This is a genomic window from Tetzosporium hominis, assembly GCF_002265435.1.
Lineage (GTDB): Bacteria > Bacillota > Bacilli > Bacillales_A > Planococcaceae > Chryseomicrobium > Chryseomicrobium hominis.
This window is the reverse complement of the sequence record NZ_NOKQ01000128.1, coordinates 1-17577: the sequence shown is the minus strand read 5'-3', so window position 1 is coordinate 17577 and position 17577 is coordinate 1. Positions and strand designations below refer to the sequence as shown.

The window sequence follows — 17577 nt, the reverse complement described above, 5'->3', positions numbered from 1 at the left end:
AAGTGCCGTGTTGTAAGGTGTAATAAGGTACAAGAAAATACAATAGAATACGCTCTGAAACTTACCCACCATAAGAACAAGCTTCATGGCTGTTCTTAAGATGGATGATGATTCAAACCGTTGATGCGACTGAATCTTTGGGTGTTTGATATAATCGACATACATTGATTTTCCGCCAGGTTGCCGACCAATTAGAAATCACCTGCAAGTGAGTCCATAATATCGGCAGCCTCGCGTTCCATCTTTTCGGTTAAATGAAGGTAAGTGTCAGTGGTAACCGAAACCCTACTGTGTCCTAATATCTTTTGAACTGCTTTTGTTTGCATGCCGTTCTCAATAAGGGTCGTAGCAAGTGTGTGACGCAACGAATGGTAATTGAAGTCTATCTTATGCTCTTCTCGGATATAACGTCGTGTGAGCCATTTTATGACGTTTGGAGTGTATCTCTCGCCATTAGGTTTACGCATAACATAATCATGATCTGTATATTTGACATAAGCAGGACCATACAGTAGTTGGTTCTGTTTTTGTTTTGTAAGTTCTTTGCGTAGAATATCCGATAATTTTTTGCCCATCGGAACCGTCCGGTAAGAAGATTTTGTTTTTAACTCACCTATTACAAAGATCTCTTTCCTTTTTCCGTTCACTTCATAATATTCCTTCTTCATTTGTTGCTCTATACGAATCTGACCACCTTTAAAATCGATATGTGGCCATTCTATTCCACAAGCTTCACCGACACGTACGCCTGTAAAATAACCAATAACAAGAGGGATGTACAACGGATGCCCTTCTTTGATGTTTGTAAATAGGAAATTGACTTCTTTTTGATCTAGTATCTTCAGCTTGTCTTTGGTTGCTTTTCTCTCAGTATCCATATGAATTTCAACATACTGCATTGGGTTTTCATTTATAAACTTGTAAGGAAACACAGCATGCTTAAATGATTTTCCTAATACTGTAGACAATATAGAAACAGTCTTGCGAGCGTATTTTTTACGAATCATGTTGTTGACGAGTTCTTGAAGCACATGTGGTGTGATAGTTCTCAGGCGGTAATCACCAATGTAGGGAACAATATGATTCTTAATCATACCTCTATAATTTTCTTGAGTATTTGGCTCTAATTTCATCTCCACATATTCCCGCATCCAATAATCATAGAAATCAGTTACAGTAATCTCAGTTGGTTTAAAGAGATGCCCAGCGTTTTCATATTCTTGTATTTTTTCACGTAAAATACGTTCAGCTTCCGCTCGTGTTGTAGCACCTTTAGCTACACGTTCTATTCTTTTCCTTTTGCCTCGCACGTATCCTAAATCAAAGGTGTAATACCAGCTACTACCTCTTTTTCTTACTCCGCCTTTCATATAAATTCACCTCCTTCCAAATCTTTGATATTGATAGCAATGAATGGATCAAAATTAATTATGTAACCTCTATGTTCTACAGATGGGCCATACTTATCAAAATAATGATCAAGAATAACTTTCAAATCATCTGATTCGATTTCAAAATCATGGCAAACATCCTCTGCAGTAAGATGGTTTTTTTCAAAACACGAAACTAAGTCATCTAATGATATGATTTTTTCATATCCCCAACGCCTAGCGACCATCTCGGCTTTAATTTTCGAAATGCTGTCCAACATTGTAATATCTCCGGCTGTTGTTTCATAATGGCCAATTTCTTCTGCTAATAAAAAATGTTTTTTATAAAGCGAGTCATCTCTATTAAGAAAGATTTGAAAACCTTTATTTAAACCACGTAAGCCTTTCGGCATTTGTTTTTTCTCTCTAATCGTTAGCTCTGGATATTCGAGCATAAGGGCTTCAATTCTCATTGGATGCACTCACTTTCTTTGCGACTTAATAAATTCAATGTAACGTTTTATATCTTCCAACTCTTCATCGGTAACATTATCATCAATATGAGCAGCAATCGTTTCTAATTTAGAATCTTTTGCCTCTTGATCAGCAGGGAAGAAGACATTAATAGAGACCTTTAACGCTTTAGCTATATCAAAAAGAACATCTTGATTTGCGTGTCGAGCGCCAGTCTCATATCTAGAAATAGTCTGCTTCGTCGTGTTTATCATTAAAGCGAGATCCTCTTGGCTATAACCTCTAGCTTCTCTCCACCTCTTAATCTGTTTTCCTATATACTCTTTAAGTTCCATCTTTTCATTCCTCCACTATCAATATTATTTCCAATAGTATATAACATTAATCACCGTTTTGGGAACTTTTTTTCTCGAAAAGTACAATTATTACTTTACAAGTCACCAATACGGTGATATTCTATGAAAAAAAGAGGTGATAGTATGCAAGAAAAATTGATAATCTTGAGAGAAAAATCAGGATTTAATAAAAGTCAGATGGCAAAGGTGATTGGCGTCACCCCTAAGACTTACGTTCATAAAGAGCGAGGGGAATACGAATTCACTCAAGACGAGATGTTCACTTTAGCAACTTTCTTCGATAAAAAAATCGATGAAATTTTTTTACCTAGATGTCACCAAAATGGTGACGCGGTAACCGGGAAAGGGGTTGGTTGAAATGACTCCGCAACTCTATGACATTTCAGATGTTGCAAAGTTTCTAAAGACTAACAAGAACATGGTTTATAAGCTGATTGACACGGGACACTTGACTGCTTTAAAACTCGGTAGATTAAAAGTGACTTGTTACGAACTTGAAGATTTTATCCGCAGAAACAACGGTAAAGATTTTACCGACTTGCAAAACGTTACACAGTTAACCCGAAATACAATAAATAGCTAATTATTGAAAGGACGTTAGATCATTTGTCTCTTGAAGAAATTGAAGCGGCATTCGGTTACACGAAAGGAGATGTGGAAATGGCAGCAAAAGAACAAATCGAACGAATCGTTGAACTACAGAATGAGATTGAAAGCATCATGGACGACTTGGAGTCTCGGCATCAGGTACAGGTCCTTAGTCTCTACATGGATACCTGTGGTAGAAAGTACATTCAGATATCCAGTGAAAGCACATTATCTGAGATGTACCCGGAAAGTGAATTGAAAGACCATAACGTGATCTATAACAAGCGTTTGGTGGAAGTAGAAGGCGTGGAAGTCTTCGCATTAAAACCAAAGCAAATGGAGGGGGAAACGGTATGAGTTATCAGACAAGACATAAAGTGCATGAATCGGTTGGTGGGGTCGCAAAACTTATCTCTGAATTAAAAAAAGAAGCGTTAGAACAAAACGTAACGCATAAACAAGCCATCATGGATTTAGAGACATGGAAACGCAACCCTGAGAAAGAATATATTTTTCCAGACTACATCACAAATTTTGTTATCGATGAGACAGTTCGTCAAATTAAGGAAGATGCTTTAAATAAAAAAATTAAAAACGCCGCGGAATAATCACGCGACGTGAAATTTAGTTCTGAATATTCTCCGCTGCTTTTCTTTTACTTTCGATGTGGGGCAAGAGCATGTCTTTCACGATTTTAAATTGTCCATCGAATTCATCGATTAGTGAGTCCAAGTGAGTTGTGTTCTGGTCGTTCTCTTCAGCTAACGAAACTAATTCGGTATATAGATTTTTCCAAAAGCTTAGCAGCGAAGTGAACTCATAATGAGTCAAATCACCTTTAATACTCAAAAATAACTTGGCGGAGTTATAGATAGTAAACAACTCAGCTATACGCAGTTCTTTTAGCTCAATACTTTCGATTCCTACACTGATAATCTCACGACAAAGTTTGATTGTGTATTGATGGAGTGTGGCTAAATGTTCGTAGAGCTCACTTGATTCATAAAACTCATCGAGTAAAATATCTTTCTCTGTTTTATTCATATGTAACACCTCCCTTCGATTCCACATTTCGACATTGGAGGAAGAAAATCCTTTAAGGAGTTGAATTAATTGGCTAAAAACCTCGTTGACTGGACTAGTAAACAGTTTGAAAACGCGAAAGCACAAGTTATTAATGCAAATTTACATCAAATCGAGTTGCTTGCATCTCATTGCGATTCGCTTGATCTAAATAATCCTATTCATATACAAGTTCAGCTTGTTCTTATGGCAAAGATTTCTGAGCTGGAGGAAGAGCTTGAAGCTCTTCATAAGTTCTCGTATGAAAAATGCATAGCGCAAGCATTAGAAACGGAGGGTTTGGCATGAACGAATTAAAAGTTGTTTCTGTTGAAGGTCAGTTAGTCACTGACAGTCGCGATGTTGCTGAGATGGTAGGTAAGTCTCACGACCAATTGATGAGAAGTATCCGAACATATGTCGATTATTTGGACTCTGCAAAATTGCAGACTCAAAACTTCTTTATTCCTAGCACATATACAAGCGCTCAAAACAAAGAGATGCCTTGTTATTTACTCACCAAAAAAGGTTGCGACATGGTAGCGAATAAGATGACAGGAGAAAAGGGTGTCTTGTTCACAGCTGCTTATGTGACGAAATTTGAAGAGATGGAAAAACAACTCGCGCATCGTTTGCCCACATCCTACAAAGAAGCACTTGTTGCTCTTTTAGAAGAAGTGGAGAAACGCGAACGGATCGAGACAAAGAATCTCGTACTAGAACAACAGGTCATGGAGCTCAAGCCGAAAGCGACCTATTATGATCTAATTCTGCAGAACAAGTCTTTACTGACAGCAACCCAGATCGGTAAAGATTACGGCATGGGAGCGCCTAAATTTAATCAACTGCTTCATAAGTTCGGTATTCAATACAAGCAAGGTGGAGTATGGCTACTATATGCCAAGTATCAAGATAGAGGCTATACACAGACCAGCACATATGCGCTTGACGAGGAATATTCAAAAATAAACACAAAGTGGACTCAAAAGGGTCGTCTATTCCTTTACGACTTCTTAAAGTCGCAGGGTATCGTACCAATGATTGAAAGAGAGGAAAGCGCATGAAGCAACTACATGAAAAGTTAGTTCATTTCTTCATCTCTGAAAAGCCTGAATCGGTCCATAAATCAGACCAACTTTGGTTCTTTGGCCCAATCGCTTTGATGATGTTGATCGTGATGATCGTCATGGTCTCAAGTCTGGTGACAGGGGTATGAGTCAGATGTATCAGCGTGAGGGATTTAAAGCAGTCGAGAGTGTACTCAAAAAAGTATCGGAACTTGTCGAGATTGTCCGAATCAAGGAAATCTATTTGAAGCGCGATGATTCGGGCGGTCACATCTGGCACATACATGTCGACAATGACGTGTTCGAAGCGATAACCGATAAAAGCATTCGGAATGTCTATCAGTCGGACAACGAAGCGGACGGACCGATTGTGCAGCGTGTGAACTTGATGACATCGAAGTATATCAATCTATTTACAATCTATGAGTTGAAGGGAGAATAAAGCGATATGAAAAATCCGGTTCGTGAATTACAAGGAAATGTTCCGCCGAATGCAGCACGACTTGGTGACAAAATTGCAATCATAAGAGGAGAAAACGAGCGAGTTGATGGTCTAAATCCTACAGTGGTTGCTGTCTATGAAAATTGTGTCTATGCGTGCCTGGGAAGAACCATGCCTTTTGAGGTGAAACACGGGGAGTATATCATCATCACACGCCATGACCATAAGGTAGAAACGAAAGTCAAGCTCGAGAGATGGCGTGAAGAAGAGAAGGAGATCTTGTATGAGTTGCAAGAAGAAGTTGCCGATGAGAATCCAAGCAAAGATGCATCTCGTTACTGGGAAGCAAAGAACGCATACGACAAGCAGAAATTGAAAATCGAGACGATTGAAGCGGCTATGCAGATTGCGGATGGCAAATAAAAAAACTCCCTTACGAGAGGGAGTTCAGAAGGAATTTCGTTGTTTTGGACCTCTTTAGTATACCACGAAGAGGTCCGGTAATCAAAAACTGGAGGGCTATACATGGCTATATACAGACAGATACAGATTGATTTTTGGCAAGACAACTTTGTCACGGATCTATCGGCAGAGGACCGTTACTTTTTTATCTATTTACTCACGAATAGCAACACCAGTCAGAGTGGTGTCTATCAAATCAATGTGAAACTAGCAGCCTTCGAACTAGGTTGGGACCGCGAGCAGGTCAACAAACTCATCAAACGTTTTGTCGAATACGGAAAAATCGAATTTGACGAGACGACATCGGAAATCATGATTGTCAACTGGCTCAAGTACAACAAGGCCACATCACCTAAGGTCGCTAAGGTTATCGATAGGGAAATCAAGTCCATCAAAAACGAGCATTTCAAGGATACGCTAATCCAACTTTGCGCGCTTTATGGATACCCTATCGATACTGTATCCATACCGAACCGCAATAATAACAATAATAATAACCAACATAATAATAATAATAATAACCAACACAATAACCAGAACGAAGAAGAAGCTCCCGCTTCGTCAGTGAGTATGTATTCAAATACGACTGATGAAAATTCTGGAGAACCAAGTGAAGCCACCAAGATTTATAGTTTTGGGGACGTCGCAACATTCTATAAAGAAAATGTGCGTGATCTAAATCATCACATCGGTCAAAGGCTCGGTTACATGGTCGATGAATACGGAGCTGAACTTACCTACTACGCTATACAGGTTGCCATTGAAAAAGGTGAGGCGTCCAAGATTAACTACATCGAGGGTATCTTGAGAATTTGGAAAGAAAAGAACCACAAAACAATTGATGATGTAGTGTCCGCTAACAAAAGGTTTATAGCCGCTTCAAAAATTAAGAAATCTGAACCTGTACCGGAGTGGCTTGGAAATCAAGAAGTCAAAGCGCCGAAGTTGAGCGCTGAGGAAGAAGCGGATCTAGACGCAGAACGTCAGAAGTTACTTGCAGAGCTTGCTGCTACAAAGGGGCTCAATCAGAACGGGATTGCTGCTTCACTGGTCAAACGAATCGGAGGATGACGGATGCGGAGACCACATATCCAACCTGTACGAGTCGACCACTGTGTGGACTGTCGGGACAAGGGCAAACCGTTACGAAAAAAGAACGGATACCTGTGCCATGACTGCCACGCCAAACGACTGAAGAACTCACTAGCCAATGAAATCACAAAGATGGGAGCCAGAAGACATGACAAACATTGATTTTAACCAATTCGCACAGGGAGCGCTTGCTGAGAAAGCAAACAAGGAGCTACAGCGTGCATTTGAAAACATCGCAGACCCGAACACCGACCACAAGAAATCTCGTAAGGTGACGATCACCATTGAACTTAAACCGAACGAGGCACGAGATGTCGTCACAACCCAGGTAACTGCAAAATCATCACTTGCGCCTGCAAAAGCGGTGGAGACTCAAATCTTACTCGGTTATCAAGGGAAGCAGATCATCGGTAAAGAGCTGCATAGTGGCATTCCTGGTCAATCATTCTTTGATGATGCAGGGACCGTCAAAACAGATACCGGCGAACCAGTCGAGGAAACAGAAGCTGCAGCGACTGATAACAAAGTTGTCAAATTCAAATAATCATCACATGACCATCACATAAAACCAAACCAAACCAAAACGAAAAGAGGAAATCACATGTTAAAAGAATTTATCAATTACTTACTAGATTTGAAACGCCCAGAGAGCTTCGAAGCTGCAGGGAAGACATTTGTCACTGAAAATCACTTCACACGCATCGATATAGAGCGCGATGTGGAAGCATTGAACGTTCGTAGCCTTTCAGGAGTCGTTGAATACGTCCAATCGCAGTTCGATACAGATCGCAAGTTCATGGTACACGTCGAGTCTCCTACTAGAGTTTTTGTATACGACGCGTTGAACAAAGACAACGACCGCCGAAACTATCTAGCTGCTAAAGCGATGCTGCCAACGATTCATTTCGAGAGATTTATAGACCGTGAAGCTTTTCAAATCATGTTGACGGCGTGTTTCGTGGACAATCCAGACAAAGCATTTGCAATCAAAGTTGTCAGTAACGTTGTAGAGGATCAGTCAGTTGCAAAGACGGATGATGGGTTGAGTCAACGTGTAGTGGCGAAAACGGGTGTTGCCGCAATGGGTAATATCGAAATACCAAAAACGCTCAACCTGAAACCGTTCCGCACATTCGCAGAGGTGTCACAGCCAGAATCTAGCTTCCTACTGCGCTTAAAAGAAGGTGGACTAGCGGCACTCTTTGAAGCCGATGGTGGTGCATGGGAGCTGAATGCCATGGCGAACATCGCTAACTATCTTGAAGAAGCGCTAGAAAAAGAGATTGAAGCAGGTAAGGTCATTGTCATCGACTAACTCAAACTGGGGCTTAATCGCCCCTTTTTAAAACAAATAATAGGGAGTGCTAAAAATGAGTGAAAACAAGACGTTAAATCCTTTAGTTACTGAGCTAATTCAGTACAAGTTAAATTGTATCGATGAGAGTATTGAGAGTAATGTGGCATATTCTGAAAAATTGGGTGCGGAAGTTCAAAAGACAAAGGAAAATATTGATAGATTACGTGAAGAAAAATATACACTTATGACCATTTTAAAAACAGGTGATGCAACGCTTGTAGGAGCAATCTACCGCGAATCTCCAAAAGAATTCAAAGTGCGAGAGTGAAGGTGAAGCAACATGCTGATTCATACCTTCGCAAAACGAGTAGACCGTGAACGCATCGTAACAAGCGGCATGTTCAACGCTCAGGAAATCAAAGAGCTCGAACGTCTTGGTTACCGACAGGTGCGTATAGAAAAAGTAAATATTTTCACGACTGACAAACTAGCAACCGAAGCGGCAACTAATAAGAACGGCATACCAGTGCAGGGGGAGCGAAAGAAACGACATGACCATGAAAAACGAAATCCTATTCGAGGTATTGGGAGAGCCAGTCGCACAAGGTAGACCGCGTTTCTCCTCGAAAAACAAGGTGAAACGTGCCATTGACCCACCTGCTTCGCGTTATTACAAAATGGCTGTAGCGCATGAAGCCAATAAACATAGACCGCAACAACCGATTGAAGGACCAATCGAGATGTGTATCGATGTCTGCAAACCGCTTCTTAAATCGTTTTCCAAGGCGAAGCGTGAAGCGGCCATCAACCAAGAGATACTTCCGATTGGTCGCCCGGATGTCGACAACTACGCCAAAGGAATAAAAGATGCGCTGAACGGCATCATGTACAAGGATGACTCGCAGATCACAAAGCTCACGGTACGTAAATATTACGCCGAACAACCGAAAGTGGTAGTCAAAATCATCTGGTAGGGGTGAAGGGGATGAGAAATTATCGCAAGGATCTTGGGAATCTCGCATTACTTTGCGGAAATCTAGAATGCCAAAAGCTCATCATTATCCATAAAGATGCGGAAGTAGGCATCAAAGCAGGCCGACTTATCACATGTCACGAATGTCGCTGCATAGCGGTCATCACTCAAGAACTTGAAGACTACGTCAAACAGACGAGGTGCTATACATGATTGACCTTCTTGTCGAGACAGGTTTGTTTATACCACTAGCCGCACTACTCGGAGTGATTGTAGGGGTAGCCGCTTCAAGTCATGTAGATGCTTACCTACTCAAATCAACATACAAAAAGGGATTTGATAAGGGCAAGAGGTCCAAATAGCCGGACATAAGACACAAACAGTTGATTAAGGAGGAGAAGATTATGAAGCAAAAATTAGTAGTAAATCATGGTGAATTTGAATTTACAAATTTTAATAAAGCAGTTGTAACACTTGAAGAGGAATATGGCTATGAAGGACTTGCGTGGGATATGGTCGTAGCAAGTGGTGATTTAGACATACTGTGTGATTTCTTATCTGATGATGGTATTGAATCTGAATTAGTTTGCGCATAGTACGACCAAACTGAAGAGGAGTGAAATAAATGAAAAAGACACAATCAGAAAACAATCTCATTGAACATAAAGCGACACTGACAAGACGAAGAGGTAGCAAATTGATTGGTGGCGTTTATGAAGTATCAATCCCAGGTAAGGGCAGAAAACTTCTGCCACTTATTAAATTGAAAGAGCTGTCAGGTGTTAAGCGAGTAGATCAGCACGCAAAAATCGATGCTTGGCTAAATACGGAAGAAGGCACAAAATGGGCTTTGGAAGTACCTGCAGCAAGTGTCTATAGCTAACCGGCTAGGAGGGTTTTGATATGAGCATTGTGGATACTCAGTGCGAGAATTGTGGGGAATTTCATCCGAAATCGGTATTTGAAGATCAGATTATGAAAGAATGTTCGTTTTGCAATAAGGATGGATATTTCATCTTTGAAACAGATGAAACTTATTGGGCGATTTGATACGCAGATGAACCAAACTAAACGATTGAAAAGGAGAATGAAAATGTACTCATTTGAAAAAGAAGAAGTAGTTTTTGACGCATTTGCAGAAAAACTTGTGGAGGAGTATAAAGTTCCTAGACCAATCGCAGAAGAGTGCAGTGCAAGTTATTCGAAAAATGACCAAAAAGTTATCGAAGGTTTTCTGAATTACTACGGTAAAAGTTTAACTATGCCAGACTCACGATATGGCATAAGACCACGACCACAGGGGGAGTAAAAGTGGGAGGATTTATAGCACAACAACCAAACGGTCTGTACTGTCGGTTTTCCACCGTCGTCGATACAGTCACTCATTACAACATGACTAGAGAAGAATATCTAAACAATGCTACAGGAAATGTGAATAGCAGAGAAGATGGTGAGCTGATTCTCAAATATTACATCAAACCGTTCACTGAAGTGATTGAAAGATTTCATCCTTCAAATGACACACAGGAAGAGTTTGACGAATTGGTAAGGGTCATGAGTGGACCTGAAGAGCATGGCGCAGGATGCAGGTGAAAAAATGAAGAACAACGACAATATACCATTTTTGATGAAAAGACTTGAAAGGCTATTGATTGTAATGCTTGGTCGCATGGGAGTTTGGAAGTATACATTTTACATTTTAAATAAGCTCCAAGATCAGCTGAAGAAACTAGGCATATGACATAGTCAGGAGTGGTGAAAGGTGAATGATCCAAAGGTTTTTGAAAACCCATGTGCTATCTGCAGAAAGCGAGAAGCCACACAACTTTGTGATTTTGTGACGGAATATTTTTGGGTGTCGCATAAAGGGCAGGTCACAGGAACATGTGATTTACCTATATGTCGAGATTGTGCTCATGAATCCGGTGGCCATGATTTTTGTCCAGAGCATAAAAAGATGTTACCTACTTTGAAACTTCAAGATCCTGTTATGCAAAAGAGAATCATTCAATACCATATGAAGGTTCTTAAAGAATACGAATCACCCGACAATTGACATAAAAAACGCTATAGAAAAGGAGAATGAAAATGAATGAAGTAAAAGGTTGGAAAGTGTATAAAATGAATGACTGCGATCTAGTAGCTGCTACGAGCGAAGAAGCAGCTAAAGACTTTTACGAGGCATTTATCGAGCGTGAAGAAATCGAAGAACACTTCGAAGGTATTGTCGATTTATCGAAAGAAATACGTGTGTTCACAGGAGATTTAAGTGACGACGACAGGGTACGCACTATCAGCGTACTAGGAGAGGAAGTCTTAAAAGAAAATGAGTTTCGATGCAAGATACTAGATTGGCTAAAAATCGAACTTCAAGCAACTCAAGAAGAACCATTTATCATTGCGTCTACCGAATACTAGATTCTAGATGTGGACACTATGACTGTTTTGATCAAATAGGAGGCACGAAAATGAAAGTTATCGATAAGATGAATGAACTTGTAGGTACTAACGCCTCGAAAGAAAAGATAATGGGTTGGGCATACCAGAACCGAGTGCATGTCATCTGTATGCATTTAGATGAGCCAAAGTTTGAAGCGTTTGAGAATACCGTTCAGAGATTCATTGATTCAGGTCAATTAGTAGATGACGAACATGAGAACTGGGGCCGCTTCCTTGAAATGGAGTTTGTTGAGCCTGAAGAGTTAAAAATTATACCGCAACCCGTGGAGCAGACAGTGAGCTCGCATGACTGGGTAGAGATTGAAAAGAAGATGAACTATTATCGTAGGCTCTACATGAAGAGCAACCACTTCAACCTTTTCAACTTGGAGCAGCTGCAGGCACGGTTCGATGAAGGAGAACGCACTCAAGAGCTTGCTGAGGATATCGACTCAATCATCGGAAATGCCGTGATCGTAGATGAGTAGACGTAAGGACCTGAACAAGAAACGGATGGCCATCATCAAAGAGATGAACGAGTTAAGTCACCAACGATGTGAGAAATGTAGAGCCGGTGCCAAAGTTAAGTCTAGCGAATTGGATTGTTGTGACGCCTCAAAGCGTACCGTAGAGCTTGGAAAAGAGTTACTCAGACTTAAAGGACGAGAAATCGTACCGTTTGATGATGAAGTGGAGAGCAAGAAAGACCGGAAACCAGTTATGGACCACAGCAAATACAAAGAGATAGCAGAGATGAACGGCATTTGTTATTCGACATATGTGAGTCGCGTGAACAATGGAATTCCAATGGATGTTGCTGCTACCTATACGACAGAGGGAATCAGAGAGTGGAGGAAACGACATGATAAACAGAGTAGTGCTAGTGGGGAGACTCACTAAGGATCCTGAGTTACGTTATACGCCGAATGGAGTGGCCGTGTGCCGCTTCACGTTGGCCGTCAATCGCACATTCTCGAATCAATCCGGAGAACGGGAAGCAGACTTTATTAACGTCCTAGTATGGCGAAAACAGGCGGAGAACAGCGCGAACTTTTTGAAGAAAGGCTCACTCGCTGGAATTGAAGGACGTATCCAGACAGGCAGCTATGAAGGGCAGGATGGCAAACGTGTCTATACAACAGAAGTTGTCGCAGATTCAGTTCAATTCTTGGAACCTAGAAACAGTCGAAGTGATTCAGGTAATGAAACATCTACTCCATCAGACGGGCAACAGAAACCTCAGAACCAACAGAACAGTTATAGCCGTCGCGACGATGGGAAACATCGACCAGAGAACGATACAAGGATTGATGATGATCCGTTTGCGGGTAATGGGCCTATTGAAGTCACTGACGACGATTTGCCATTCTAGATGGGATGTGACTAAATGTATGCTATCCAGAACAAGCGAACAGGTAAATTCGTATTTGGTACAGATCGTAGATACCCAGGTAATCACCAGCGTACATCATACGAACAGGCGTTGACATTCGATGAGCGATGGGTGGCAGAATTTGAATTTAAGATACGAAAGTGCGGGAAAGACTACCGAATCGTAAAGGTGGAGTTGACTGTATTGGAGGGTGTTGAATGAGTAGTTACTTACCGGATTTAAAAAATCTGCTGTTTCCCGAGCATGAAGATCTTGAACAAATAGTTTCATTATCTCAAGACGTGACGGAAGTACATTATAACGATTCAATTAAACAAGCTGCAGAGGCTTGGGTAAGTATAGGTGCAGCTATAGGAGAATCACTGAAGGTTGTCGCACAAATTCTCAGAGACGCATTCGGTGTCCTGTATGAAGAGATAGTCGAGATCAATCGAAAAGAAGACGCTTTGAAAGGCTCACGCCAACAACCAGCTAAGCTTATCCATGTGAGATTGAGACATCCGATTCATCAAATCAAAAAGCTCAACCATCAAGTGACTAATCGAATGCCACAATATCCAGTAAGAAAAATCATCTAAACCAGTTCGACAAGGGGGAGACAACTAGATGAGGAACAACGGATTGAAGCCGAGTACTTTCAAACATGTCGAAGCGGAGCTAGCAAATTATCATGAGACTCAGAAAGAGATAGCCAAGAGACGAGAAGAGCTGATGTATCCGACGATGTCAGAAGAACTGGTTGGGAGCAGAGGTTCGATGGTCTCTGACCCAACATCCGCTAAAGCGGCACGTATCGTAATGGACCGTAGACTCAGAGAGTTGGAGCGGATAGAAGATGCGATTACATCTGTGTATGATCGTCTCGAAGAGAAACCGAAGCAGCTTGTTCATATGGTCTACTGGACACGTAACAAGAAGACGTGGGAAGGGGTTGCAATGGAGCTTGAGATTGGCCGTACAACACTCTTTAGATGGCGAAACGAGATCATCAAAGAGATTGCAGACCGATTGGGTTGGAAATGAAAATGGTACGCAAATGGTACTTTCGGGTAGCACTTTTCCTGTATGTTGATAGTGTGGGGGTTTCGTATAACGGAACCAACGTACATACACTCATGATTAGCTCTGACGCAATAGTAGTGTATTCTTCATCAGCTAATCACTACAACTGGATATTGAACGTATACTAAACAACTGAAGACGGATAAAGCATATCTGTCTGGTGTCACTGCCAATGTGAAGCGGCACACACTAACAACCAAGGCGGCCAACTAGGCTGCCTTTTTATGTGCACACAATACGTTTTGAATAGAGGTGCGCTATGCATGAACTATTCTTGAAGCGGCTGCTGTATTGGATAAGTATCGGCACGCCTGAAAAGTTTTATTGGACAAGGGAATGGAGAGAGACTCGGGTACTCGCCTTGCGACGTGACAAGAATGAATGCCAACACTGCAGAAAGAAAGGCAAGTATCGCAGAGCGGAATGTGTCCATCATATTAAAGAAGTTAAACACGTACCAAGACTAGCGCTTACACTTTCAAACTTAATAAGCTTATGCAACCAATGCCATAACATCGAACACGAAAGAGTTGGACCACAAAACATTGAAAAGTTTATTGCAAATGAAGAAAGATGGTAAATACTTTCCCCATAACCACCCCCGGGTCGAAATCAAATGGAGATTTTTGGGGGACATTTAAACGGTAGGGGGAGAGCGGTCAAAATATTTTCTCGAATTCTCACATGAAGGGGGGGTGGTACACATGGCAAAAATGAGCAGGAAGAAACAGGAAGAAATTACGCAGGTAGAAATCGACCGTCTGCGGCTGATCTTCAACTCGCTTCCGGAAAAAGATAGGGAGGTCGTGAAAGAATTAATCGAGCGTGCGGCATTCATGACAGTTCAACTTGAAATCTTGGAAGCGGACATTCAGCTGAGAGGCCCCACTTATAAATTTAAGAATGGGTCCCAAGAGATGATTGTGGAGAACCCCTCCCAGAAAAGCTATAACACCATGATCAATCGTTACACAGCCATTTATAATCAGCTCATCAATTACGCAAAGAAAATAGATGATGACGATGATTCTGAAGACGACGACATTTAAGTACAATCCGCACATTGATGAATACTTAAATCAAGTGAAAAATGGCGAAATCGTGGTGTGTGAGGAACAAAAACAACTGGTCGAATTTGTGGAATGGAAGCTTGACCAACCTGGAATACAAATCGACCATCAAATAATCGATGACAGTATCAACAAACCGAAACCTTATTTCGATTTTGAACTGTTCCCGTGGCAGCGTTTTTTAAATGCTCTCATATTTGGCGTGAGAGATGCAGAAGGACATCTATTGTTTGACCGCATACTTATCATTATCGGACGTGGAGCCGGCAAGAATGGATATATCGCGTGGAATTCATTCTTTATGATGAGCGGTCACCATGGTATTCGAGGTTATGACATTGACATCGTGGCCACATCAGAAAATCAAGCGAAGACTTCATTTGAAGATGTGTTTAACGCATTAGATGCAAAATGGAGCAAGCTGAAAAAAGTCTTCTACAAATCGAAGATGCTCATCCAACATTACAAAACAAAATCTAAGCTCAATTACAATACTTCGAACGCCCGCACTAAAGACGGGAAGCGAAGCGGCTGTATCGTATTTGACGAAATGCATGAGTACGAAGATTATTCCAATGTTAAAGTATTCACTTCTGGTCTAGGGAAGAAACCTGATCCGCGAACCTTTTATATTACTACTGAGGGCTACGTGAGAGGTGGGGTGTTAGATGACTTAAAAGAAGAAGCGAAAATGGTTTTAGCAAAAGAGCTTCCTCGTTCTACCTTGCTACCGTTCATTTGTCGTCTTGATGATCTAGAAGAAGTTCAAGATGAAAAGATGTGGGCGAAGGCTAACCCATCGTATCCATATAACAAACATCTGCAGCGTGAGATGCAGACTGAATATCATGACATGCAGTTCAATTCTGCCATGCGAATCGAGTTCTTGACGAAACGGATGAACTGCCCTGTAGACGATACACGAAAAGAAGTCGCTACGTATAAAGAAGTCCTTGCGACCAATCAACCTATACCAGATAACATCAAAGGAATCGAATGTATAGGTGGTATCGATTTTGCACAGATACGAGATTTTTGTTCAGTTGGTTTATTGTTCCGAAAGGATGGAAAACGTTACTGGATTCAACATACTTTCATGCATCACACAGCGCCTAAACTACAGCAAATAAATCCTGAAATCATTGCACTGGCAATTGAAAAAGGTTTACTCACGGTTGTGTATGAAGATTCTATCGATGCGAAACATGCATCAGGTTGGTTCTTGGACGTGGCGAAAAAGTTCCGCATCAAACAAATCAACATGGACCAATACCGGTCTACAATTTTAAAAGAAGAATTCGAACGAGTTGGATTCGAAATCAACATTGTACGTAAAGGTCCAGCAACTCATGCCAAGTTATCGCCTTTAGTGGAAGAGTTATTTGTGAAGAAGAATCTCGTATTTGGCGACGATCCATTAATGCGCTGGTACGTAGGTAATGTATACAAAGAGGAAAAAGGAAACGGCAATATCGAATATTTGAAGATTGATAAAGAGAAGCGGAAAACAGATGGGTTTTTCGCATTTTTGCATGCACTAAACAGTGATGGGGAACTCAAAGAGCCTACCAAGCTGAAAGTGTACAAGAGTATGAATTTTTAGAAGGGGGAGGAGGGCGTGAAGTTTTTAGAATGGCTCGGTTTTTCTAATGCAGACGAAGAGACGAAACAACAGTACAAGGAGATCTATTTAGCTCAAGTATCACTTGAGTTGCACTTCAAGAACTTGGCTATAAACGCTAGCATCAACTTGATTGCCAACGCGATGTTGAAAGCTCGGTTCAAGACATATGAAGAAGGAAAAATCAAAAAGGCCAATACGCATTACATGTTTAATGTACAGCCAAATAAAAATCAAAATGCTAGTGAGTTTATCCATCAATTCGTTTCAAACCTTGTCTATAACAATGAGGTGCTCGCTGTCATGCAAGGCGATGAAATCTTTATTGCCGATGATTGGGAGCAAGTGAAATTTGCACTAAAGCCCAATCTCTACCGTAAGGTGACAATCAATGATTTCTCATTTGATAAGGTATTCAACGAGCAGGACGTATTTCATTTCCGATTGAACAATGAAAAGATGTCTAGAGTCATTGATTCACTTTATAGCAGCTATGGCAAATTACTTGGAGCATCAATGTCCAGCTACCGGAAAAAGAACAGTAAGAAATATTTTTTGGAAATTGAAACTTTGATTGCACAGACCGAAGAGGAAATTGAAGAAACGGTCGGCGCACTAGGGGAACAGTTCAAAAAATTCTTTTCCTCAGATGGCGATTCGATGTGGCCGATTCAGAAGGGGACCGCTTTGACCCCGGCAGATTCAAGCTCATCCTCTAGCAAGATTGATAGCCGAGACATTCGCGCCTTGGCAGATGATGTTTTTGATTTTGTGGCCATGGCCTTTAATATTCCTAAAGGCTTGCTAAA

At 41.1% G+C, this 17577-nt stretch carries 38 protein-coding genes; 34 read left to right on the top strand and 4 right to left on the bottom strand.

Annotated elements, in window-relative coordinates:
• Window positions 1–191: 191 nt before the first annotated feature.
• Genes CF394_RS00860 through CF394_RS00850 form a run of 3 tightly spaced genes read right to left on the bottom strand, consistent with a single transcriptional unit; the run spans window position 192 to window position 2179 of the window.
• Complete coding sequence (locus tag CF394_RS00860) at window positions 192–1370, bottom strand: tyrosine-type recombinase/integrase (protein WP_094941391.1); 1179 nt, start codon at window positions 1368–1370, stop codon at window positions 192–194.
• Window positions 1367–1843, bottom strand: a complete 477-nt coding sequence (locus CF394_RS00855) for an ImmA/IrrE family metallo-endopeptidase (RefSeq protein ID WP_094941390.1) — start codon at window positions 1841–1843, stop codon at window positions 1367–1369. The genes CF394_RS00860 and CF394_RS00855 overlap by 4 nt, the downstream gene beginning before the upstream one ends.
• Window positions 1844–1852: 9 nt before the next feature.
• Complete coding sequence (locus CF394_RS00850; protein ID WP_094941389.1) at window positions 1853–2179, bottom strand: helix-turn-helix domain-containing protein; 327 nt, start codon at window positions 2177–2179, stop codon at window positions 1853–1855.
• Window positions 2180–2323: 144 nt separating this feature from the next.
• Here CF394_RS00850 and CF394_RS00845 point away from each other — a divergent pair, with 144 nt between their 5' ends.
• Genes CF394_RS00845 through CF394_RS00830 form a run of 4 tightly spaced genes read left to right on the top strand, consistent with a single transcriptional unit; the run spans window position 2324 to window position 3396 of the window.
• Window positions 2324–2557 carry a helix-turn-helix transcriptional regulator gene (locus CF394_RS00845; RefSeq protein WP_094941388.1) on the top strand — a complete coding sequence of 78 codons (234 nt, stop codon included), beginning with the start codon at window positions 2324–2326 and terminating at the stop codon, window positions 2555–2557.
• A 1-nt stretch (window position 2558) separates the two neighbouring features.
• A complete protein-coding gene (locus CF394_RS00840; RefSeq protein ID WP_094941387.1) occupies window positions 2559–2783 on the top strand; it encodes a helix-turn-helix domain-containing protein in 225 nt (74 codons plus the stop codon).
• Between the two features lie 23 nt (window positions 2784–2806).
• Window positions 2807–3145, top strand: a complete 339-nt coding sequence (locus CF394_RS00835; RefSeq protein WP_094941386.1) for a hypothetical protein — start codon at window positions 2807–2809, stop codon at window positions 3143–3145.
• Entirely contained in the window at window positions 3142–3396 is a 255-nt protein-coding gene (locus tag CF394_RS00830) for a hypothetical protein (protein ID WP_094941385.1), read from the top strand. Before CF394_RS00835 ends, CF394_RS00830 begins: the two co-directional genes overlap by 4 nt.
• 16 nt (window positions 3397–3412) lie before the next feature.
• Here the strand turns inward: CF394_RS00830 and CF394_RS00825 are convergent, their stop codons facing one another.
• Window positions 3413–3832 (bottom strand): hypothetical protein, encoded by a 420-nt coding sequence (locus CF394_RS00825; protein WP_094941384.1) that lies wholly within the window; start codon window positions 3830–3832, stop codon window positions 3413–3415.
• 69 nt (window positions 3833–3901) lie between these two features.
• On the opposite strand from CF394_RS00825, the gene CF394_RS00820 reads away from it, so the two are divergent.
• From CF394_RS00820 to CF394_RS00695, 30 genes are all read left to right on the top strand, one after another.
• Entirely contained in the window at window positions 3902–4159 is a 258-nt protein-coding gene (locus tag CF394_RS00820) for a hypothetical protein (RefSeq protein WP_094941383.1), read from the top strand.
• Window positions 4156–4914: a Rha family transcriptional regulator gene (locus CF394_RS00815; protein ID WP_094941382.1), complete on the top strand. Its 759-nt coding sequence runs from the start codon at window positions 4156–4158 to the stop codon at window positions 4912–4914. The genes CF394_RS00820 and CF394_RS00815 overlap by 4 nt, the downstream gene beginning before the upstream one ends.
• Window positions 4911–5066, top strand: a complete 156-nt coding sequence (locus tag CF394_RS15695) for a hypothetical protein (protein ID WP_165767418.1) — start codon at window positions 4911–4913, stop codon at window positions 5064–5066. Before CF394_RS00815 ends, CF394_RS15695 begins: the two co-directional genes overlap by 4 nt.
• Window positions 5067–5071: 5 nt before the next feature.
• Window positions 5072–5359: a hypothetical protein gene (locus CF394_RS00810; RefSeq protein WP_094941381.1), complete on the top strand. Its 288-nt coding sequence runs from the start codon at window positions 5072–5074 to the stop codon at window positions 5357–5359.
• A 6-nt stretch (window positions 5360–5365) separates the two neighbouring features.
• Window positions 5366–5782, top strand: coding sequence for a hypothetical protein (locus CF394_RS00805; protein WP_094941380.1), 417 nt, complete (start codon window positions 5366–5368; stop codon window positions 5780–5782).
• A gap of 102 nt (window positions 5783–5884) precedes the next feature.
• Window positions 5885–6892 (top strand): DnaD domain protein, encoded by a 1008-nt coding sequence (locus CF394_RS00800; protein ID WP_094941379.1) that lies wholly within the window; start codon window positions 5885–5887, stop codon window positions 6890–6892.
• Between the two features lie 169 nt (window positions 6893–7061).
• Window positions 7062–7457, top strand: coding sequence for a YfdP family phage-associated protein (locus CF394_RS00795; RefSeq protein WP_094941378.1), 396 nt, complete (start codon window positions 7062–7064; stop codon window positions 7455–7457).
• Window positions 7458–7514: 57 nt separating this feature from the next.
• Window positions 7515–8228, top strand: a complete 714-nt coding sequence (locus tag CF394_RS00790; protein WP_094941377.1) for a hypothetical protein — start codon at window positions 7515–7517, stop codon at window positions 8226–8228.
• 55 nt (window positions 8229–8283) lie between these two features.
• A complete protein-coding gene (locus CF394_RS00785) occupies window positions 8284–8538 on the top strand; it encodes a hypothetical protein (RefSeq protein WP_094941376.1) in 255 nt (84 codons plus the stop codon).
• A gap of 12 nt (window positions 8539–8550) precedes the next feature.
• Window positions 8551–8820 carry a hypothetical protein gene (locus CF394_RS15600; RefSeq protein WP_133079783.1) on the top strand — a complete coding sequence of 90 codons (270 nt, stop codon included), beginning with the start codon at window positions 8551–8553 and terminating at the stop codon, window positions 8818–8820.
• Window positions 8762–9184 (top strand): RusA family crossover junction endodeoxyribonuclease, encoded by a 423-nt coding sequence (locus tag CF394_RS00780; protein ID WP_094941375.1) that lies wholly within the window; start codon window positions 8762–8764, stop codon window positions 9182–9184. Before CF394_RS15600 ends, CF394_RS00780 begins: the two co-directional genes overlap by 59 nt.
• Before the next feature lie 11 nt (window positions 9185–9195).
• Window positions 9196–9396: a hypothetical protein gene (locus CF394_RS00775; RefSeq protein ID WP_079345437.1), complete on the top strand. Its 201-nt coding sequence runs from the start codon at window positions 9196–9198 to the stop codon at window positions 9394–9396.
• Entirely contained in the window at window positions 9393–9545 is a 153-nt protein-coding gene (locus CF394_RS15690; RefSeq protein WP_165767417.1) for a hypothetical protein, read from the top strand. Before CF394_RS00775 ends, CF394_RS15690 begins: the two co-directional genes overlap by 4 nt.
• A gap of 42 nt (window positions 9546–9587) precedes the next feature.
• On the top strand, window positions 9588–9779 hold the full coding sequence (locus CF394_RS00770; protein WP_094941374.1) for a hypothetical protein: 192 nt from the start codon (window positions 9588–9590) through the stop codon (window positions 9777–9779).
• Between the two features lie 29 nt (window positions 9780–9808).
• Window positions 9809–10066, top strand: a complete 258-nt coding sequence (locus tag CF394_RS00765; protein ID WP_094941373.1) for a hypothetical protein — start codon at window positions 9809–9811, stop codon at window positions 10064–10066.
• 20 nt (window positions 10067–10086) lie between these two features.
• Window positions 10087–10233, top strand: coding sequence for a hypothetical protein (locus tag CF394_RS15685; RefSeq protein WP_165767416.1), 147 nt, complete (start codon window positions 10087–10089; stop codon window positions 10231–10233).
• Window positions 10234–10276: 43 nt separating this feature from the next.
• Complete coding sequence (locus CF394_RS00760) at window positions 10277–10492, top strand: hypothetical protein (RefSeq protein ID WP_094941372.1); 216 nt, start codon at window positions 10277–10279, stop codon at window positions 10490–10492.
• Between the two features lie 2 nt (window positions 10493–10494).
• Window positions 10495–10776, top strand: a complete 282-nt coding sequence (locus CF394_RS00755; RefSeq protein ID WP_094941371.1) for a hypothetical protein — start codon at window positions 10495–10497, stop codon at window positions 10774–10776.
• A 169-nt stretch (window positions 10777–10945) separates the two neighbouring features.
• Window positions 10946–11239 (top strand): hypothetical protein, encoded by a 294-nt coding sequence (locus CF394_RS00750; protein WP_094941370.1) that lies wholly within the window; start codon window positions 10946–10948, stop codon window positions 11237–11239.
• 32 nt (window positions 11240–11271) lie between these two features.
• Entirely contained in the window at window positions 11272–11601 is a 330-nt protein-coding gene (locus tag CF394_RS00745; RefSeq protein ID WP_094941369.1) for a hypothetical protein, read from the top strand.
• A 50-nt stretch (window positions 11602–11651) separates the two neighbouring features.
• Window positions 11652–12110, top strand: a complete 459-nt coding sequence (locus tag CF394_RS00740) for a hypothetical protein (protein WP_094941368.1) — start codon at window positions 11652–11654, stop codon at window positions 12108–12110.
• Window positions 12103–12522, top strand: a complete 420-nt coding sequence (locus CF394_RS00735; RefSeq protein WP_094941367.1) for a hypothetical protein — start codon at window positions 12103–12105, stop codon at window positions 12520–12522. Before CF394_RS00740 ends, CF394_RS00735 begins: the two co-directional genes overlap by 8 nt.
• Window positions 12419–12994, top strand: a complete 576-nt coding sequence (gene ssb / locus CF394_RS00730; RefSeq protein ID WP_439332848.1) for a single-stranded DNA-binding protein — start codon at window positions 12419–12421, stop codon at window positions 12992–12994. The genes CF394_RS00735 and ssb overlap by 104 nt, the downstream gene beginning before the upstream one ends.
• A 15-nt stretch (window positions 12995–13009) precedes the next feature.
• Window positions 13010–13216: a hypothetical protein gene (locus tag CF394_RS00725; protein WP_094941365.1), complete on the top strand. Its 207-nt coding sequence runs from the start codon at window positions 13010–13012 to the stop codon at window positions 13214–13216.
• The gene (locus CF394_RS00720) at window positions 13213–13593 is read left to right on the top strand and encodes a hypothetical protein (protein ID WP_094941364.1); all 381 of its coding nucleotides are present in this window, start codon (window positions 13213–13215) and stop codon (window positions 13591–13593) included. Before CF394_RS00725 ends, CF394_RS00720 begins: the two co-directional genes overlap by 4 nt.
• Before the next feature lie 28 nt (window positions 13594–13621).
• Window positions 13622–14038, top strand: coding sequence for a DUF722 domain-containing protein (locus CF394_RS00715; RefSeq protein WP_094941363.1), 417 nt, complete (start codon window positions 13622–13624; stop codon window positions 14036–14038).
• Window positions 14039–14336: 298 nt separating this feature from the next.
• Complete coding sequence (locus CF394_RS00710) at window positions 14337–14657, top strand: HNH endonuclease (protein ID WP_094941362.1); 321 nt, start codon at window positions 14337–14339, stop codon at window positions 14655–14657.
• A gap of 124 nt (window positions 14658–14781) precedes the next feature.
• A complete protein-coding gene (locus tag CF394_RS00705) occupies window positions 14782–15126 on the top strand; it encodes a hypothetical protein (RefSeq protein ID WP_094941361.1) in 345 nt (114 codons plus the stop codon).
• The gene (locus tag CF394_RS00700; protein WP_094941360.1) at window positions 15095–16750 is read left to right on the top strand and encodes a terminase TerL endonuclease subunit; all 1656 of its coding nucleotides are present in this window, start codon (window positions 15095–15097) and stop codon (window positions 16748–16750) included. Before CF394_RS00705 ends, CF394_RS00700 begins: the two co-directional genes overlap by 32 nt.
• Window positions 16751–16765: 15 nt before the next feature.
• A partial coding sequence (locus CF394_RS00695; protein ID WP_094941359.1) for a phage portal protein occupies window positions 16766–17577 on the top strand: 812 nt, incomplete at its 3' end.

Bases quoted from the DNA above. Each gene is read 5' to 3' on its own strand.
- CF394_RS00860 (WP_094941391.1), bottom strand. From the start codon at position 1,370: ATGAAAGGCGGAGTAAGAAAAAGAGGTAGTAGCTGGTATTACACCTTT.
- CF394_RS00855 (WP_094941390.1), bottom strand. From the start codon at position 1,843: ATGAGAATTGAAGCCCTTATGCTCGAATATCCAGAGCTAACGATTAGA.
- CF394_RS00850 (WP_094941389.1), bottom strand. From the start codon at position 2,179: ATGGAACTTAAAGAGTATATAGGAAAACAGATTAAGAGGTGGAGAGAA.
- CF394_RS00845 (WP_094941388.1), top strand. From the start codon at position 2,324: ATGCAAGAAAAATTGATAATCTTGAGAGAAAAATCAGGATTTAATAAA.
- CF394_RS00840 (WP_094941387.1), top strand. From the start codon at position 2,559: ATGACTCCGCAACTCTATGACATTTCAGATGTTGCAAAGTTTCTAAAG.
- CF394_RS00830 (WP_094941385.1), top strand. From the start codon at position 3,142: ATGAGTTATCAGACAAGACATAAAGTGCATGAATCGGTTGGTGGGGTC.
- CF394_RS00825 (WP_094941384.1), bottom strand. From the start codon at position 3,832: ATGAATAAAACAGAGAAAGATATTTTACTCGATGAGTTTTATGAATCA.
- CF394_RS00815 (WP_094941382.1), top strand. From the start codon at position 4,156: ATGAACGAATTAAAAGTTGTTTCTGTTGAAGGTCAGTTAGTCACTGAC.
- CF394_RS15695 (WP_165767418.1), top strand. From the start codon at position 4,911: ATGAAGCAACTACATGAAAAGTTAGTTCATTTCTTCATCTCTGAAAAG.
- CF394_RS00810 (WP_094941381.1), top strand. From the start codon at position 5,072: ATGTATCAGCGTGAGGGATTTAAAGCAGTCGAGAGTGTACTCAAAAAA.
- CF394_RS00805 (WP_094941380.1), top strand. From the start codon at position 5,366: ATGAAAAATCCGGTTCGTGAATTACAAGGAAATGTTCCGCCGAATGCA.
- CF394_RS00800 (WP_094941379.1), top strand. From the start codon at position 5,885: ATGGCTATATACAGACAGATACAGATTGATTTTTGGCAAGACAACTTT.
- CF394_RS00795 (WP_094941378.1), top strand. From the start codon at position 7,062: ATGACAAACATTGATTTTAACCAATTCGCACAGGGAGCGCTTGCTGAG.
- CF394_RS00790 (WP_094941377.1), top strand. From the start codon at position 7,515: ATGTTAAAAGAATTTATCAATTACTTACTAGATTTGAAACGCCCAGAG.
- CF394_RS00785 (WP_094941376.1), top strand. From the start codon at position 8,284: ATGAGTGAAAACAAGACGTTAAATCCTTTAGTTACTGAGCTAATTCAG.
- CF394_RS15600 (WP_133079783.1), top strand. From the start codon at position 8,551: ATGCTGATTCATACCTTCGCAAAACGAGTAGACCGTGAACGCATCGTA.
- CF394_RS00780 (WP_094941375.1), top strand. From the start codon at position 8,762: ATGACCATGAAAAACGAAATCCTATTCGAGGTATTGGGAGAGCCAGTC.
- CF394_RS00775 (WP_079345437.1), top strand. From the start codon at position 9,196: ATGAGAAATTATCGCAAGGATCTTGGGAATCTCGCATTACTTTGCGGA.
- CF394_RS15690 (WP_165767417.1), top strand. From the start codon at position 9,393: ATGATTGACCTTCTTGTCGAGACAGGTTTGTTTATACCACTAGCCGCA.
- CF394_RS00770 (WP_094941374.1), top strand. From the start codon at position 9,588: ATGAAGCAAAAATTAGTAGTAAATCATGGTGAATTTGAATTTACAAAT.
- CF394_RS00765 (WP_094941373.1), top strand. From the start codon at position 9,809: ATGAAAAAGACACAATCAGAAAACAATCTCATTGAACATAAAGCGACA.
- CF394_RS15685 (WP_165767416.1), top strand. From the start codon at position 10,087: ATGAGCATTGTGGATACTCAGTGCGAGAATTGTGGGGAATTTCATCCG.
- CF394_RS00760 (WP_094941372.1), top strand. From the start codon at position 10,277: ATGTACTCATTTGAAAAAGAAGAAGTAGTTTTTGACGCATTTGCAGAA.
- CF394_RS00745 (WP_094941369.1), top strand. From the start codon at position 11,272: ATGAATGAAGTAAAAGGTTGGAAAGTGTATAAAATGAATGACTGCGAT.
- CF394_RS00740 (WP_094941368.1), top strand. From the start codon at position 11,652: ATGAAAGTTATCGATAAGATGAATGAACTTGTAGGTACTAACGCCTCG.
- CF394_RS00735 (WP_094941367.1), top strand. From the start codon at position 12,103: ATGAGTAGACGTAAGGACCTGAACAAGAAACGGATGGCCATCATCAAA.
- ssb (WP_439332848.1), top strand. From the start codon at position 12,419: ATGGAATTCCAATGGATGTTGCTGCTACCTATACGACAGAGGGAATCA.
- CF394_RS00725 (WP_094941365.1), top strand. From the start codon at position 13,010: ATGTATGCTATCCAGAACAAGCGAACAGGTAAATTCGTATTTGGTACA.
- CF394_RS00720 (WP_094941364.1), top strand. From the start codon at position 13,213: ATGAGTAGTTACTTACCGGATTTAAAAAATCTGCTGTTTCCCGAGCAT.
- CF394_RS00715 (WP_094941363.1), top strand. From the start codon at position 13,622: ATGAGGAACAACGGATTGAAGCCGAGTACTTTCAAACATGTCGAAGCG.
- CF394_RS00710 (WP_094941362.1), top strand. From the start codon at position 14,337: ATGCATGAACTATTCTTGAAGCGGCTGCTGTATTGGATAAGTATCGGC.
- CF394_RS00705 (WP_094941361.1), top strand. From the start codon at position 14,782: ATGGCAAAAATGAGCAGGAAGAAACAGGAAGAAATTACGCAGGTAGAA.
- CF394_RS00700 (WP_094941360.1), top strand. From the start codon at position 15,095: ATGACGATGATTCTGAAGACGACGACATTTAAGTACAATCCGCACATT.